This is a genomic window from Flavobacterium sp. (assembly GCF_023151265.1).
Classification (GTDB): Bacteria; Bacteroidota; Bacteroidia; order Flavobacteriales; family Flavobacteriaceae; genus Flavobacterium.
Window position 1 is genome coordinate 1 of the sequence record NZ_JAKLJH010000052.1, and the last position, 15,173, is coordinate 15,173.

The 15,173-nt window shown below is 33.5% G+C and carries 13 protein-coding genes and 1 pseudogene; 11 read left to right on the forward strand and 3 right to left on the reverse strand.

Features of this window, described 5'->3' with window-relative positions:
* The 3 genes and pseudogenes from L6Q46_RS06465 to L6Q46_RS06475 form a co-directional block, all read left to right on the forward strand.
* Positions 1-248, forward strand: a pseudogene (locus tag L6Q46_RS06465) (DUF4349 domain-containing protein); the annotation flags it as partial.
* 84 nt (positions 249-332) lie between these two features.
* Positions 333-710 (forward strand): DoxX family membrane protein, encoded by a 378-nt coding sequence (locus tag L6Q46_RS06470; RefSeq protein WP_291283624.1) that lies wholly within the window; start codon positions 333-335, stop codon positions 708-710.
* A gap of 86 nt (positions 711-796) precedes the next feature.
* Positions 797-1,369: a hypothetical protein gene (locus L6Q46_RS06475; RefSeq protein ID WP_291283625.1), complete on the forward strand. Its 573-nt coding sequence runs from the start codon at positions 797-799 to the stop codon at positions 1,367-1,369.
* 93 nt (positions 1,370-1,462) lie between these two features.
* Here L6Q46_RS06475 and lpdA read toward each other — a convergent pair whose 3' ends face one another.
* On the reverse strand, positions 1,463-2,866 hold the full coding sequence (gene lpdA / locus L6Q46_RS06480) for a dihydrolipoyl dehydrogenase (protein ID WP_250581499.1): 1,404 nt from the start codon (positions 2,864-2,866) through the stop codon (positions 1,463-1,465).
* A 97-nt stretch (positions 2,867-2,963) separates the two neighbouring features.
* Positions 2,964-3,419 (reverse strand): Lrp/AsnC family transcriptional regulator, encoded by a 456-nt coding sequence (locus L6Q46_RS06485; protein ID WP_291283626.1) that lies wholly within the window; start codon positions 3,417-3,419, stop codon positions 2,964-2,966.
* A 183-nt stretch (positions 3,420-3,602) separates the two neighbouring features.
* Here L6Q46_RS06485 and L6Q46_RS06490 point away from each other — a divergent pair, with 183 nt between their 5' ends.
* The 8 genes from L6Q46_RS06490 (at position 3,603) to L6Q46_RS06525 (ending at position 14,433) form a co-directional block, all read left to right on the forward strand.
* Positions 3,603-4,805, forward strand: coding sequence for an aminotransferase class I/II-fold pyridoxal phosphate-dependent enzyme (locus L6Q46_RS06490; RefSeq protein WP_291283627.1), 1,203 nt, complete (start codon positions 3,603-3,605; stop codon positions 4,803-4,805).
* A gap of 102 nt (positions 4,806-4,907) precedes the next feature.
* Positions 4,908-7,079: a DPP IV N-terminal domain-containing protein gene (locus tag L6Q46_RS06495; protein WP_291283628.1), complete on the forward strand. Its 2,172-nt coding sequence runs from the start codon at positions 4,908-4,910 to the stop codon at positions 7,077-7,079.
* 109 nt (positions 7,080-7,188) lie between these two features.
* The gene (gene nhaC / locus L6Q46_RS06500) at positions 7,189-8,658 is read left to right on the forward strand and encodes a Na+/H+ antiporter NhaC (RefSeq protein WP_291283629.1); all 1,470 of its coding nucleotides are present in this window, start codon (positions 7,189-7,191) and stop codon (positions 8,656-8,658) included.
* A gap of 138 nt (positions 8,659-8,796) precedes the next feature.
* Positions 8,797-10,977 (forward strand): catalase/peroxidase HPI, encoded by a 2,181-nt coding sequence (gene katG, locus L6Q46_RS06505; RefSeq protein ID WP_291283630.1) that lies wholly within the window; start codon positions 8,797-8,799, stop codon positions 10,975-10,977.
* 196 nt (positions 10,978-11,173) lie between these two features.
* Positions 11,174-11,809 carry a peroxiredoxin gene (locus L6Q46_RS06510; RefSeq protein WP_291283631.1) on the forward strand — a complete coding sequence of 212 codons (636 nt, stop codon included), beginning with the start codon at positions 11,174-11,176 and terminating at the stop codon, positions 11,807-11,809.
* Between the two features lie 75 nt (positions 11,810-11,884).
* Positions 11,885-12,193, forward strand: coding sequence for a thioredoxin family protein (locus L6Q46_RS06515; protein ID WP_291283632.1), 309 nt, complete (start codon positions 11,885-11,887; stop codon positions 12,191-12,193).
* An 83-nt stretch (positions 12,194-12,276) separates the two neighbouring features.
* Complete coding sequence (locus L6Q46_RS06520) at positions 12,277-12,534, forward strand: hypothetical protein (protein ID WP_291106963.1); 258 nt, start codon at positions 12,277-12,279, stop codon at positions 12,532-12,534.
* A gap of 153 nt (positions 12,535-12,687) precedes the next feature.
* The gene (locus L6Q46_RS06525; RefSeq protein WP_291283633.1) at positions 12,688-14,433 is read left to right on the forward strand and encodes an alpha/beta fold hydrolase; all 1,746 of its coding nucleotides are present in this window, start codon (positions 12,688-12,690) and stop codon (positions 14,431-14,433) included.
* Between the two features lie 31 nt (positions 14,434-14,464).
* On the opposite strand, the gene L6Q46_RS06530 is transcribed toward L6Q46_RS06525, so the two are convergent.
* Positions 14,465-15,173 (reverse strand): arsenical-resistance protein (locus L6Q46_RS06530; protein WP_291283634.1); only part of this gene is annotated, 709 nt, incomplete at its 5' end.

Here is a 15,173-nt window from a genome sequence, read left to right on the forward strand (position 1 = left end):
AAGACCAAGTGAACTTTAGCACTTTAACACTAAACATTTACCAAGACGAAAGCATCAAACAAGAAATGGTGGCTAATGAAAAAAGCATCAACGCTTATCGTCCAAATATTGGCTTACAAATTTGGGATAGTGTAAAAACGGGTTGGTTTATGCTGGAAAATATTATTTCGTTTGTAGTGGTGCTTTGGCCATTTGCCTTGATTGGGTTTTTAGGATTTTTAGGATATAAAAAGTTTTTGAAAAAGTAAGAAATAAACCATCAGGAAACTGATGGTTTTTTGTTTAATAATTTCATTATCTTTGAAATAACTAACCAAAAAACTATTTAAATTATGAAAATTGCAACTATTATTGTTCGTGTGCTTTTAGGAGCTTTGATGCTTTTTGCTTCTATTTCTTATTTTTTCAATTTAATGGGAGAACAACCTGAGCCTACAGGAGATTTAGCTACACTAATGGCGGGTTTCATGGCTTCAAAATACATTTTCCCGGTAGCAAAAACTATTGAATTATTAGCAGGATTAATGCTGGTAAGCGGTAAATTTGTTCGACTAGGAACTATCATTTTATTACCAATAAGCATCAATATTTTTCTAATTCACGTGGTTGTAACAGGAACCGATATTCCAATGGCAGCAGCAATACTATTTGCTAATGTGTTTTTAATTTACGCAAATTGGGATGGTTTTAAAGAAATTGTAAAGCCATAACTTTAAAAATAATTAAATAAAGATAAAATTAACATTTGTTAGACATACAAACAAGCTACCTATAATACCAAACACCTTCTGCGAAAATGAAATATACGATACTGATATTATTTTATTGTTCATTTATTTTAGCTCAAAAAACTGATCCTACCACTAGGATAACAGATTCTATAACCGAAATAAAAGTTTTTAATCTTAAAGAATCAAAAGGAATAGTTTTCCCTTCCGAATATGCGAAAAAACTTTTCATACAAGATTCAACAGATACTGTTATTGGGTTCTTTACACCAGACGAGAAAACCATCAGGTTTATTGACGAAGAATTACCAAAAAAATATTATTCAACGATTCAGAAGTTTAATAACCAGTGGAAAAAGGTAATGGATGATAAGGAGTATTTTAAAGAACAAAAACTAGCTCTAAAAAAAGAAGCAAATAATGTAAGTAAATATTATAAACAGTTCTTTGGGTATATTAATGACCGAAAAGAGAAAATCATAGTAATACAACTGTTAGATTTTAGCGAAGATCCATCAGACGTAAAAAAACAAGTGACAAAAGAATATTTAATTGGATTTCATGGTTGGTATGAAACAAATGTATCACATGTGAGGTTTCATGTGGAATCTAAAAAATTTACAATCAATGAAGATATGTAAGCTAACCCGATAACGCGGATTTACAATCCGTACCAATAAAAAAAATCCCAAACTCAATTGAATTTGGGATTTTTAATATAATGACTTTTCTATTTACACGTGTAATGCTCTATTATCAGTCGCTGCTAATGCTGCTTCTTTGATAGCTTCTGCAAACGTTGGGTGTGCGTGAGACATTCTTGAAATATCTTCTGCACTTGCTCTAAATTCCATTGCTGTAACAGCTTCTGCAATTAAATCGGCACATCTTGCTCCAATCATGTGAACTCCTAAAACTTCATCTGTTTTTGCATCGGCTAAAATTTTTACAAATCCGTCAGTATCTCCTCCTGCTCTAGCTCTTCCTAAAGCTTTGAATGGAAAACTTCCTGCTTTATAAGCTACACCTTCTGCTTTTAATTGCTCTTCTGTTTTACCAACAGCTGCAACTTCTGGCCAAGTATAAACAACTCCAGGAATTAAATTGTAATCGATATGAGGTTTTTGACCTGCTAAAATTTCAGCAACTAAAACACCTTCTTCTTCCGCTTTGTGTGCTAACATCGCTCCACGAACTACGTCACCAATCGCATAAATATTAGAAGCCGAAGTTTGTAAATGATCGTTTACTTCTATTTGACCTCTCTCGGTAACTTTTACTCCTGCTTTTTCAGCGTTTAATCCATCTGTGTAAGGACGACGACCAACAGAAACTAATGAATAATCTCCTTCTAACGTGATGATTTCTCCTTTAGCATTTTCTGCCTTTACGGTTACTACATCTCCAGCTCTTTCTACTGATTGCACTTTGTGAGACGTGTAGAATTTCATTCCTTGTTTTTTCAACACTTTAGTCAATTCTTTTGATAAAGCAGCGTCCATTCCTGGAATAATTCTGTCCATAAATTCTACTACAGAAACTTGCGCTCCTAAACGTAAATATACTTGACCTAATTCGATTCCGATAACACCACCACCAATAATTACTAAGTGTTTTGGAACTTCTTTCAGTTTCAAAGCTTCAGTAGAAGTGATGATTCTTTCTTTATCTAATTTGATAAATGGCAAGCTAGATGGTTTAGAACCTGTAGCAATAATAATATTTTTAGATTCGATGATTTCTGAAGAACCATCTTCTTTAGTCACTTTTACAGAAGTAGCGCTTTCAAATGAACCTACTCCATTGAAAACTGTGATGTTGTTTTTATCCATTAAGAATTTTACACCACCCGAAGTTTGATCTACAACTGCTTGTTTACGAGCAATCATTTTTTCTAAATTCACTTTCACATCTCCCGAAACTTCAATTCCGTGGTCTGCAAAGTGTTGTAACTCTTCATAATGATGCGAAGATGCTAATAATGCTTTCGATGGAATACATCCTACATTTAAACACGTTCCTCCAAGAGTTGAATATTTTTCAATAATAGCTGTTTTAAAACCTAATTGGGCACAACGGATAGCTGAAACATATCCTCCAGGGCCAGAACCAATAATGGTTACATCAAATTGACTCATGATTGTATATAAAGTTTGTTGTTTGACTTAAATTCGGATACAAAAGTAACGCTTTTTGAATTAATTCTTTGTTACTTTTTTGGTAAATTATTATAGCTTAGTTTAAAGTAAAAGCGGTTGTATATTTTACTTCACCAATCATAAAAGAACTGTGTGTACTTCCAATATGTTGCAAACCTGTAAGTTTCGTAACCATGAACTCACGATACTCTTCCATATCTTTAACATTCACTTTTAAAATATAATCCGAATCGCCACTTACGTGATAGCATTCTGAAACTTCGGTTAATTTCACCACTTCGTTTTCAAATGTTGTAATGTAATCTTTTGTGTGTTGGTTTAACTTAATGTGGCAAAAAACCACGAAAGATTTGTCTAATTTAACTCGGTCTAAAAGTGCTACGTATTTGGTAATAACTCCTTCTCGCTCTAATTTTTTAATACGTTCGTAAACAGCAGTTACGGAAAGATTTAATAATAAGGAAAGCTCCTTAGTGGTCCTTTTAGTGTCTTCTTGCAGAAAACCTAAAAGTTTTTTGTCGATTGCGTCCATTGGTTAGTTGTGTTGTTTGTTTTTTAGTTGTCAGCAAATGTAACTAAAACGAATAAATAACAGAAATAAAAACTACAACTTTAACTAAATTTAGAATAAAAATCTAATTTTAATTTCAAGCATTGAATAATAGTTTACCAAATTATATTTTTGATTTAAAATAAACAACTAAACTTTAAAATTATGGAAAAATTTAATCCGGCAGATCGTATACAAGATTTGCAATATTTCGGAGAATTTGGTGGTGTAAATCCATCGATTTCAGATAGTTCAACATACACATTTCTTTCAGCAAAAACAATGTTTGACACCTTTGAAGGGAATGCTGAAGGTTGTTATTTATATTCTCGTCATTCTTCGCCAAGTAATTTATATTTAGATAAAGCACTAGCAGCAATGGAAGGAACAGAATCGGCAAATGTAGCTGCTTCTGGAATGGGCGCTATCACTCCTACTCTTTTGCAATTATGTGGAAATGGTGACCATATCGTGTCAAGTAGAACTATTTACGGCGGAACGTATGCCTTCTTGAAAAATTTCGTTCCAAGAATGGGTATCAAAACTACATTTGTTGACATTACAAAATTAGACGTAGTTGAAGCGGCTATCACTCCAAATACAAAAGTTTTATACTGTGAAACCGTTAGTAATCCTTTGTTGGAAGTTGCGGATATTGCTTCATTGGCTAAAATTGCTAAAAAACACAATATCAAATTAGTAGTTGACAATACGTTTTCACCTTTATCAGTTGCTCCAGCGAAATTAGGAGCTGATATCGTGATTCATTCACTTACAAAATACATCAACGGAAGTAGCGATACGGTTGGTGGTGTAACATGTGCTTCTCAAGAATTCATCAACAGCTTGAAAAATGTAAACGACGGAGCAAGCATGCTTTTAGGTCCAACAATGGATAGTTTACGTTCGGCTTCTGTGATGAAAAACTTAAGAACATTACACATCAGAATGAAACAACACAGCCACAACGCAATGTATTTGGCTAACAAATTTGAAGCTGACGGAATTAAAACGGTTTATCCAGGTTTAGCAAGTCACCCAAGTCATGAAATTTATAAAACCATGATTAATCCAGAATATGGTTTTGGAGGAATGATGACAATTGATGTAGGAAGTTTAGACAAAGCCAACGCTTTAATGGAATTAATGCAAGAAAGAAACTTAGGTTATTTAGCGGTAAGTTTAGGTTTTTACAAAACATTATTCAGTGCTCCTGGAACTTCAACTTCATCAGAAATTCCATTAGAAGAACAAGCTGAAATGGGATTAACTGATGGTTTAATTCGTTTTTCAATTGGTTTAGATAACGACATCGAAAGAACCTACGAAATGATGAAACAATGTATGGTAGAGTTAGGAATTTTATAATTCCATCTTAATAAAAGTAAGAAATCCGATTTAGCAATGAATCGGATTTTTTTGTAACAAAAACGTAACTTTGAACTCTAATACACAATTAATTTACCTGTAATGAAAAAATATCTTTTAAGTTTTCTATTGGTTGGAAGTTTCGCCGTTGCGCAAAATCTGACTATTGAAGAAACCGTTTTAGGGCCAAGAAAATATGCTCCAACAACACAAACCGCCCAACAATGGCGTAAAGATTCCAAATCCATCACGTATTTAAGTACTGACTTTTCTTCTCTAGTTGAAAAAAGCGCTGCAAACGGTTGGACGGCTTTAACTTTAGCAACAAAAGCTGAATTTGAAACCGCTTTGAAATCGAAAATCACCAATGATGAATTTACCATTAGAACGTTTCCATTTTCAATTAATTGGAAAACCATAAATACATTTGAAACGGAAGTTGCGGGAAAGAAAAACAATTACAAAGTAACGTATGACGTTGTTTCAAAACAGATTACATCTGTGATTAGTTATAATATTGAAGGTGCTCAAGCGAAATTCGCTTCAAACAATAATGTCGCTTGGTTACAAGAAAACAATATCCGAATTACAACTCCTGAAAGAAAAGTTATTGAAGTTACGAACGACGAAAATAAAGCAATCGTTAACGGTTCAGATTATGTTCACCGTCAAGAATTTGGTATCGACAGAGGAATGTGGTGGAACGAAAAAGGAACTCAATTGGCTTACTATCGCAAAGATGAAACTATGGTAGCTAATTATCCGCTTACCAATTGGAATGAGCGCGAAGCAATCAACAAAGACATCAAATATCCAATGGCTGGAATGACTAGCGAGAATGTAACTTTGGTAATTTACGATGTAGCTTCGGGTAAAAAAGTAACGATTCAAACAGGTGAACCAAAAGATCAATATTTAACCATGGTGTCTTGGGAACCAACAGGAAAACATATTTTCATTGGAATTTTAAATCGTGAACAAAATTTTTTGAAATTCAACAAATATGATGTGGCAACAGGCGCTTTTGTTAAAACGTTGTTTATGGAAAAAGCTACTACTTGGGTAGAACCACAACATCCGTTAACTTTTGTTCCAAATAACCCAACTCAATTTATTTACCAAACGGATTTCTTTGGTTTCAACCAAATATATTTGTACAATACCGATGGAAAACTATTGAAAAACTTAGGTTTTAATGATGTTGTTGTAAAAGATGTTTTAGGTTTTGATGCTACCAACACAAAAATAAACTACATTGGAACAACCAATAATGGCTTAGACCGTCAATTGTTTCAAGTAGATTTAAAATCTGGAAAAACAATCCAATTAACAACTATTTCTGGAACGCACACAGCTTCTGTTTCTTCAGATGGAACGATGATTTTAGACCAATACAGCAACTTAACTACTCCAAATGAAATTTCGATTTTAAACATCAAAAATAAAATGGCGAATACTTCTTTAGTAAAAGCCGAAAATCCTTTCACAGGAAAAATTGATTTACCTAAAATTGAATTCGTAACCTTAACTTCTCCAGACGGAAAAACACCGCTAAACGGAAGATTAATTTACCCAAGCAACTTTGATGCTACGAAAAAATATCCTGTAATGGTTTATGTTTACGGAGGTTCTCATGCGCAATTAGTTAACAATCGTTGGTTAGGCGGTGCTGGATTCTTCGATATTTACATGGCGCAAAAAGGATACGTAGTATTTACGTTAGATAATAGAGGAAGTGATTCTCGTGGGAAAAAATTCTGTGAGGTTACGCATAGAAATTTAGGCGTAAACGAAATGGCAGATCAAATGAAAGGAATTGAATTCTTAAAATCAAAATCATTTGTTGATGCTGAGAAAATTGGGGTTTTTGGATGGAGTTATGGTGGTTTCATGACGACTTCTTTAATGACGAATCATTCAGACGTATTTAAAGTGGGTGTTGCAGGTGGACCAGTTATCGATTGGAAATACTACGAAATCATGTATGGAGAACGTTATATGGATACTCCACAAGAAAACCCAGAAGGTTATGAAAAAACGTCTTTATTAAACAAAGCGAAAGATTTAAAAGGAAGATTATTAGTTATTCACGGAGCACAAGACCCAGTAGTAGTGCAACAACACAGTATGAATTTCATTGAAGCTTGCATCAAAGCAGGAAAACAAGTAGATTATTTCTTATATCCAAACCACGAACATAACGTAGGTGGAAGAGATCGCATTCACATGTATGCTAAAATTGCAGATTACTTTGATTTACACTTGAAAAAATAAATTTTCACAAAATAAAAAGCAAATCCGTTGAATTATCAGCGGATTTCTTTTTTAAGAAGTTTTCAAAATATAAAGCATTTTTCTATATTGCAACCTCAAACAAAACTAAATGGATACTAAAATCATAAAAAACAGAGAGTTAAAACTTTGGGAAGCCTTAATTCCCGTTTTCGCTCTAATTGGAATGCTTGCTTACAATGTGCTTTTTGCTTATAACGGACCCGATGATAATGCTTTAGGAGGAAGTAATCAGTTTATTCTTTTACTTGGTGGTGGAGTTGCGGCTATTATGGGATATTTTACAAAAGTTCCGTTCCATAAAATGCTAGATGAAGTAGCTAATAACATCAAATCTACTGCAGGAGCTATCTTAATTTTATTAATGGTAGGTGCTTTAGCGGGAACTTGGATGGTAAGTGGTATTATTCCTTCCATGATTTATTATGGTTTACAAATTTTGAGTCCGGCTGTGTTTTTACCGGCTACTTTGATTATTTGCTCGGTAATTTCTATTGCAACAGGGAGTTCTTGGACAACTTCTGCAACAGTAGGTATTGCTTTAATTGGAATTGGTGGTGCTTTAGGTTTTGAACTTGGGATGGTGGCTGGTGCTGTAATTTCAGGTGCTTATTTTGGTGATAAATTATCGCCAATGTCAGATACAACCAACCTTGCTCCTGCTATGGCGGGAACAGATTTGTTTACCCACATCAAATACATGAGTTTAACGACGGTACCAACTTACATCATAACTTTAATACTATTTATCATTTTAGGACTTTCTGTAGAAGTTACAGGAGAAGCCAATACAGATGATTTATTAAATTCAATAACAACAAGTTTTAACGTAACACCTTGGTTATTTTTAGTTCCAATTATAGTTATTGGATTAATCGTTAAAAAAACAGAACCTTTAGTTGCGCTATTAGTTGGAACTTTGTTAGCTGGAATTTTCGCAATCATTTTTCAACCTGAAATTGTAAACGGAATCACAGGTGCAGAAAACATGACTTTTAAATCGGCTTATAAAGGTGTAATGCAAGCCATAACTACTGAAGTTATTGTTCCTACAGAAAACAAAACACTTGCTGATTTATTTACTTCTGGTGGGATGGGCAAAATGTTACCTACTATTTGGTTGATTTTATGCGCTATGGTTTTTGGAGGAATTATGGATGCCATTGGAGCTTTATCAAGAATTAGCGAATCCTTGCTAAAATTAGCACACTCAACTTTTGGATTATTCGCTTCTACTGTGGGAAGTTGTTTAGCATTAAATATTACGGCTTCAGACCAATATTTAGCGATTGTAGTTCCTGGAAAAATGTTTGCCAAAGCTTATAAAGATAAAGGTTTAGCTCCTGAAAACTTAAGTAGAACTCTAGAGGATACCGGAACTGTAACATCAGTTTTAGTGCCTTGGAATACTTGTGGTGCTTATCAAGCGGGAACTCTTGGTGTTTCAACTCTTGACTATTTACCTTATGCCTTCTTTAATATTCTGAGTCCATTCATGACTTTAATTTTTGCAGCTTTCAATATTAAAATCAGACAATTGATTAATACTATCAAAGAATAAAAAAACTATAATTTTAATTTATACTTAAATAAAATTTAACCATTACTTTAACAAGGTAGTGGTTTTTTTATTCGTAAATTAGCAAGTGTAGAAAATTAGAAAACAAACACTTACAATCATAAATTAAAATTATTGAATATGGAAAACTCAAACGACATTAGCAAATGCCCTTTTCATCAAAATCAAAAAGGATTAAGTGATGGTGTTAAAAATCACGATTGGTGGCCAAAATCATTGAATTTGGATATTTTGCACCAACATGATACCAAAACCAATCCACTAGGAGAAAACTTCAATTATGCTGAAGAATTCAAAAAACTAGACTTAGAAGCCTTAAAGTCCGATTTAAAAAACTTAATGACTGAAAGCCAAGACTGGTGGCCAGCCGATTGGGGTCACTATGGTGGACTATTTATCCGTATGGCATGGCATTCTGCCGGAACTTACAGAATTTCTGATGGTCGTGGTGGTTCTGGAACAGGAAATTTAAGATTTGCTCCTTTAAACAGTTGGCCCGATAATGGAAATTTAGACAAAGCACGAAGATTATTATGGCCAATCAAAAAGAAATATGGAAACAAAATTTCTTGGGCTGACTTAATGATTTTAGCCGGAAATATGGCCTACGAATCGATGGGATTAAAAACGTTTGGATTTGCCGGTGGTCGTGAAGATATTTGGCACCCTGAAAAAGATATTTATTGGGGAGCAGAAAGAGAATGGTTAGCAAAATCTGGAAGTAAAGGCACAAGATATTCAGGAGAAAGAGATTTAGAAAATCCGTTAGCAGCTGTAATGATGGGATTAATCTACGTAAACCCAGAAGGCGTTGACGGACAACCTGACCCATTAAAAACCGCTCATGATGTTCGAGTAACTTTCCAAAGAATGGCGATGAACGACGAAGAAACCGTAGCATTAACAGCTGGAGGTCACACCGTAGGAAAAGCTCATGGAAATGGAGATGCTTCAACTTTGGGTCCAGAACCAGAAGCAGGTGCTATTGAAAATCAAGGTTTTGGATGGTTAAACCCAAAAGGTGGCGGTGCAAATGCTGTTACCAGTGGTTTAGAAGGTTCATGGACAACGAATCCAACGCGTTGGGATAACGAATATTTCCACTTACTATTAAACTACGATTGGGAATTAAAGAAAAGTCCAGCTGGAGCTAATCAATGGGAACCAATTAATATTAAAGAAGAAGACAAACCAATCGACGCACATAATCCATCCGTAAAAAGAAATCCGATTATGACTGATGCCGATATGGCAATGAAAATGGATCCTGCTTACAGAGAAATTTCAGAACGTTTCTTCAAAGATCCAGCTTATTTTTCAGATGTTTTCGCAAGAGCTTGGTTCAAATTAACACACAGAGATTTAGGTCCAAGTTCTCGCTATTTAGGTGCCGATGCTCCAAAAGAAGAATTGATTTGGCAAGATCCTATTCCAACAGCAAATTACTCCTTATCAGATTCAGAAATTGAGGATTTAAAAGTAAAATTATTAAATTCTGGATTAACTAGAACGGAATTAATCAATACCGCTTGGGATAGCGCAAGAACTTTCAGAGGTTCTGATTTTAGAGGTGGTGCTAATGGAGCAAGAATCCGATTAGAACCACAAAGAAATTGGGTAGCCAACGAACCAGAACGATTACAAAAAGTTTTAAATAAATTAGTAGAAATCCAAGCTGGTTTATCTAAAAAAGTAAGTTTAGCCGATTTGATTGTTTTAGGAGGAAGTGCCGCAATCGAACAAGCTGCAAAAGAAGGAGGACTTAACGTTAAAGTTCCATTCCATGCAGGAAGAGGCGATGCTTCACAAGAAATGACAGATGCAGAATCATTCGAAGTATTAGAACCAACAAACGATGCTTTCAGAAACTTCATGAAAGCTAAATATGTCGTAGAACCAGAAGAATTAATGTTGGACAAAGCGCAACTTTTAGGCTTAACCGCTTCAGAAATGACGGCTTTAATTGGAGGAATGCGTGTTTTAGGAACTAATTTTGGAGGAACCAAACATGGCGTTTTCACTGACAAAGAAGGAATTCTTACGAATGATTTCTTCGTAAACTTAACCGATATGAACTACTCTTGGAAACCTGTTGGAGATAATCTTTACAACATCGTAAACAGAAAAACAGGTGTTACCAAATGGACAGCTACAAGAGTAGATTTAATTTTTGGTTCGAATTCTATACTTCGAGCTTATGCTGAAGTGTATGCTCAAGACGATAACAAAGAGAAATTCGTAAATGATTTCATCAACGTTTGGACAAAAGTAATTAACGCTGATCGATTTGATTTGAAATAATTTCAATGTAAAGCTCACTAAAACCACCTAATTTCAGGTGGTTTTTTTATTTTATTACTTTAAATTTTGATAGAAAAATCTTCCATAACTTTTATCTATTATCATATCTAAAAATATAATAAATATCATGTTTTTTTGTTGTTTCTATTTGTAATTTCGCACTCAGAAAAATAACAATAATTTTAAATACAAAATCATGGCATTAGTTGGAAAAAAATTCCCAAACATTACAGTAGACGCAATCTCTTTTATGGGAGATAATTTAAGAATCAACGTTTTAGAAGAAGCGGCTAACAACAAGAAAAAAGTAATCTTATTTTGGTATCCAAAAGATTTTACTTTCGTATGCCCAACAGAATTACACGCTTTTCAAGCTGCTTTACAAGAATTTGAAAAAAGAAACACAATGGTAATTGGTGCTTCTTGTGATACAAACGAAGTACACTTTGCTTGGTTAAATACAGCTAAAGATAACGGTGGAATCGAAGGTGTAACTTACCCACTTTTAGCTGATACTACTAGAAACTTAGCTGCTGCTTTAGATATTTTAGATGCAGAATGGGTTTATAACGAAGATTTAAATGATGAAATCTTAGAAGGTTCAAACGTTACTTTCAGAGCTACTTATTTAATTGACGAAGATGGAAAAGTATTCCACGAAAGCGTTAACGATATGCCATTAGGAAGAAACGTAAACGAGTACTTAAGATTAATCGATGCTTACACTCACGTTCAAACTAAAGGTGAAGTTTGTCCAGCAAACTGGGAAGAAGGAAAAGAAGCAATGAGTGCTGATAGAAAATCTACAGCTGCTTATTTAGCTTCTCACTAATAATTTTATTTCAAGTTTCAGGTTTCAGGTTTATTCAACTTGGAACTTGAAACATGAAACTTTAAACTAAAAAAAATGTTTACAGAAATAGAACAAGATAATTTAGCCGAAATTGTTGCTTCAAACGAAACAGTTGTAGTGCAATATTCAGCTTCATGGTGTGGAAATTGTCGCATTATGAAACCAAAATTCAAAATGATGGCTTCTCAAAACGAAGCAATTCCTTTTGTAATGGTGGATGCCGAAAAATTTCCAGAATCAAGAAAATTAGCGAAAGTGGATAATTTACCTACGTTTGCTACTTTCAAAAATGGTGTTTTAGTAAATCAAACTCAAACTAATAAAGCTGAAGTTTTAGCTGAATTAGTAAATGAAGTAGTTTAATTATAAGTTTCAGGTTCCAAGTTTCATGTTTGTGAATACAACTAAAAACAACCTGAAACCTTAAACTTGAAACAAAAATAAATATGAAATTACCCGTTATAAAACAGTTAACTCAATTTATTGAAGATAACGATCAGGATTATTTAGTAGAAACTATAGAAGTTTTAGAAAATCTTTGCGAAGTTTCATCTCTTAAAGATGAAGAATTAGATGTAATTGCAGAGTTAATTTCTAACATGTACGGTGCTTTAGAAGTGAATCAAGCCATCAAAAACGGAGCTGATAAAAAAACTGCTTTAAACGATTTTATGAAGCGCGTTTTAGGTTCGATAGACAAATAATACCATTTCAAAAGAATGAATATATTAAGCTTTATGTGATAAACATAGAGCTTTTTTCATTTTAATATTCAAATCACACAAAAATTATATGCATTCATAGTAATTTAACAATTTATTTATATATTGCGCATTATTAAATTAAAAATAATGTGTATGAATAAAATTACTTTGATTGCATCATTTGCCTTATTATTTATATCTTCACTAGGGTTTTCTCAAAATGAGAGAATAGAATTTAAACCAAGACCAGCTGAATTTGAATATTTTGAATATAGAAACGATAGTATATTTCCATTAAAAACTCCTATTCAAAATACTACAAGTCGCGTTTTTGAAAGTAAACTTCCCTATCCAATTATTTTAATCCACGGATTAAATTCAAGTTCAGAAACTTGGAATACTTCAACCGATTATTATGATACGCAATACTCTTTTGCCTATGGAGGTCGTTTTGATTTTTGCTTGAACGCAGACAACAACAATACTACAACAAATAAAAACTTTTATCCTACTGCTGGAGCGGATATCGCTGCTTTCGAATCATTTGTACAAAATGGCGATTATTACTATGTAAATTTCAATGTAAATCCAAATGGTGCTGTTGGAACCACTGTTTTAAGCAACCAAGCAGCCATTGCCAAACAAGGAGCAGCAGTAAAAGTTGCAGTTCAAAGAGTTATGGAAGTCACTGGAAAAGATAAAGTAATTTTAGTTGGGCACAGTATGGGCGGTTTGGCTTCCAGAGAATACATTCAAAACTCTTATAATTGGCAAGCGGACAACCAACATCATGTAGCTAAATTAGTAACTTTAGGAACCCCACATGGAGGAAGCAATGCGAGTGATAATTTCTTAGCTTTTATGACAGGTACCGATGTAAGTTCTGAAGCAATTAGAGATTTAAAAACAACTTATTATTATAGTGGAGAACCTGGACATTTCTTATTTGGAGGTTCCGAAATACTAAGTAGCACTAGTATGAATGACAACTCTTATTCGCCTGATTTTTATAATTCTGATATTAATTGTAATGGTATTATTGAAGCTAATATTGAAGGTTTAAATCAAAAACCAATTGACAATCTAATTGATTTTTCATGTGTTATCGGTAGAATTACAAATGCATTTGGAAGTAATGTTACCACAGACGGAGTTGTTGCTGAACCTTCATCAAATATGAATACCTATTTAACCGGATTAACGTATCCTGCAAAAATATTCTATTTTAATTCAGGTTATGATATCATTGAAAATCATACAGAATTACCAGGTTATCCCTACCAAATGATGCAAGGTTTAGATGAGCCTAATTTCAAAGAATTAGCTTACGGAATTCAAACAAATAAAAATTACATTGGATATACAACCGTTCAAAATCCGGCAGCTGCTGATAACGATTATTTTAAATTTACGGTTACAGATAATGTAAACGCAGTAGTTTCTATTAGTAGTATCGTAACTTCATCTATGAATGGTACAATATTAAATTCAGCAGGAACGGCTGTTGGTGCTGCTCAAAATAATAGTGGCAATACCTTAAGTCTTACAAGAGTTTTAACTCCAGGGGATTACTTCTTAAAACTTACAAGCACGAATCCAACTAATACAAATTATCAAACGCCTTATCAATTTAATATTACTACTACTTTAAGTGCTGATGATACTAGTTTTGAGTCATTTGTATTTTATCCAAATCCCGTAGAAGATATTTTATACTTAGACAATATTGCTTTATCAAAAGCAAGTATTTATAGTGTTTTAGGTCAATTAATTGACACTAAATCTTTTGAAAATGCAACTTCAAACGCTTTAGATTTATCTAGTTTAGAAAGTGGAATTTACTTAATTGTATTAGAAAACGATTCCCAACAAAAAACGATAAAAGTAGTAAAAGAATAAAACGAAAAACGCTCTTAAATAGAGCGTTTTTTTATTTGAAATATTTCTTCTTCAACCAAAAGGCGACATTTACTAAAATAATCAATGCAGGAACTTCCACTAAAGGTCCAATTACGCCTGCAAAGGCTTGTCCACTATTGATTCCAAATACGCCTATGGAAACTGCGATGGCTAATTCAAAGTTATTTCCTGAAGCAGTAAACGATAACGCAACTGCATCTCTATAATCTGCACCAATTTTCTTAGCCACAAAAAACATCAAGAAAAACATAATCGCGAAGAAAATCACTAATGGAATGGCTATTCTAACAACGTCTAATGGTAAATCAACAATCATTTCGCCTTTTAAGCTGAACATTACTACAATGGTAAATAATAGCGCAATCAGTGTTATTGGAGAAACAAACGGAATGAATTTCTGATTGAAAAATTTAACACCCAAATACTTTTTGATAGCAAAACGACTTATCATGGCCAATGCAAATGGAATACCTAAATAAATTCCAACCGTTTTAGCGATTTCGGCAATGGTGATATTTAATTCCAAACCTTTAATTCCAAATAAAGGCAACATGATTTCCAAATAGAAATAAGCATACAAACTAAAGAAAAACACTTGTAGCAAACTGTTGATTCCTATTAAACCTGCTGTTAATTCTCGATTTCCTTCGGCAAGTTCATTCCAAACGATTACCATGGCAATACAAGGCGCAATTCCTATGATAATTAATCCCATCATA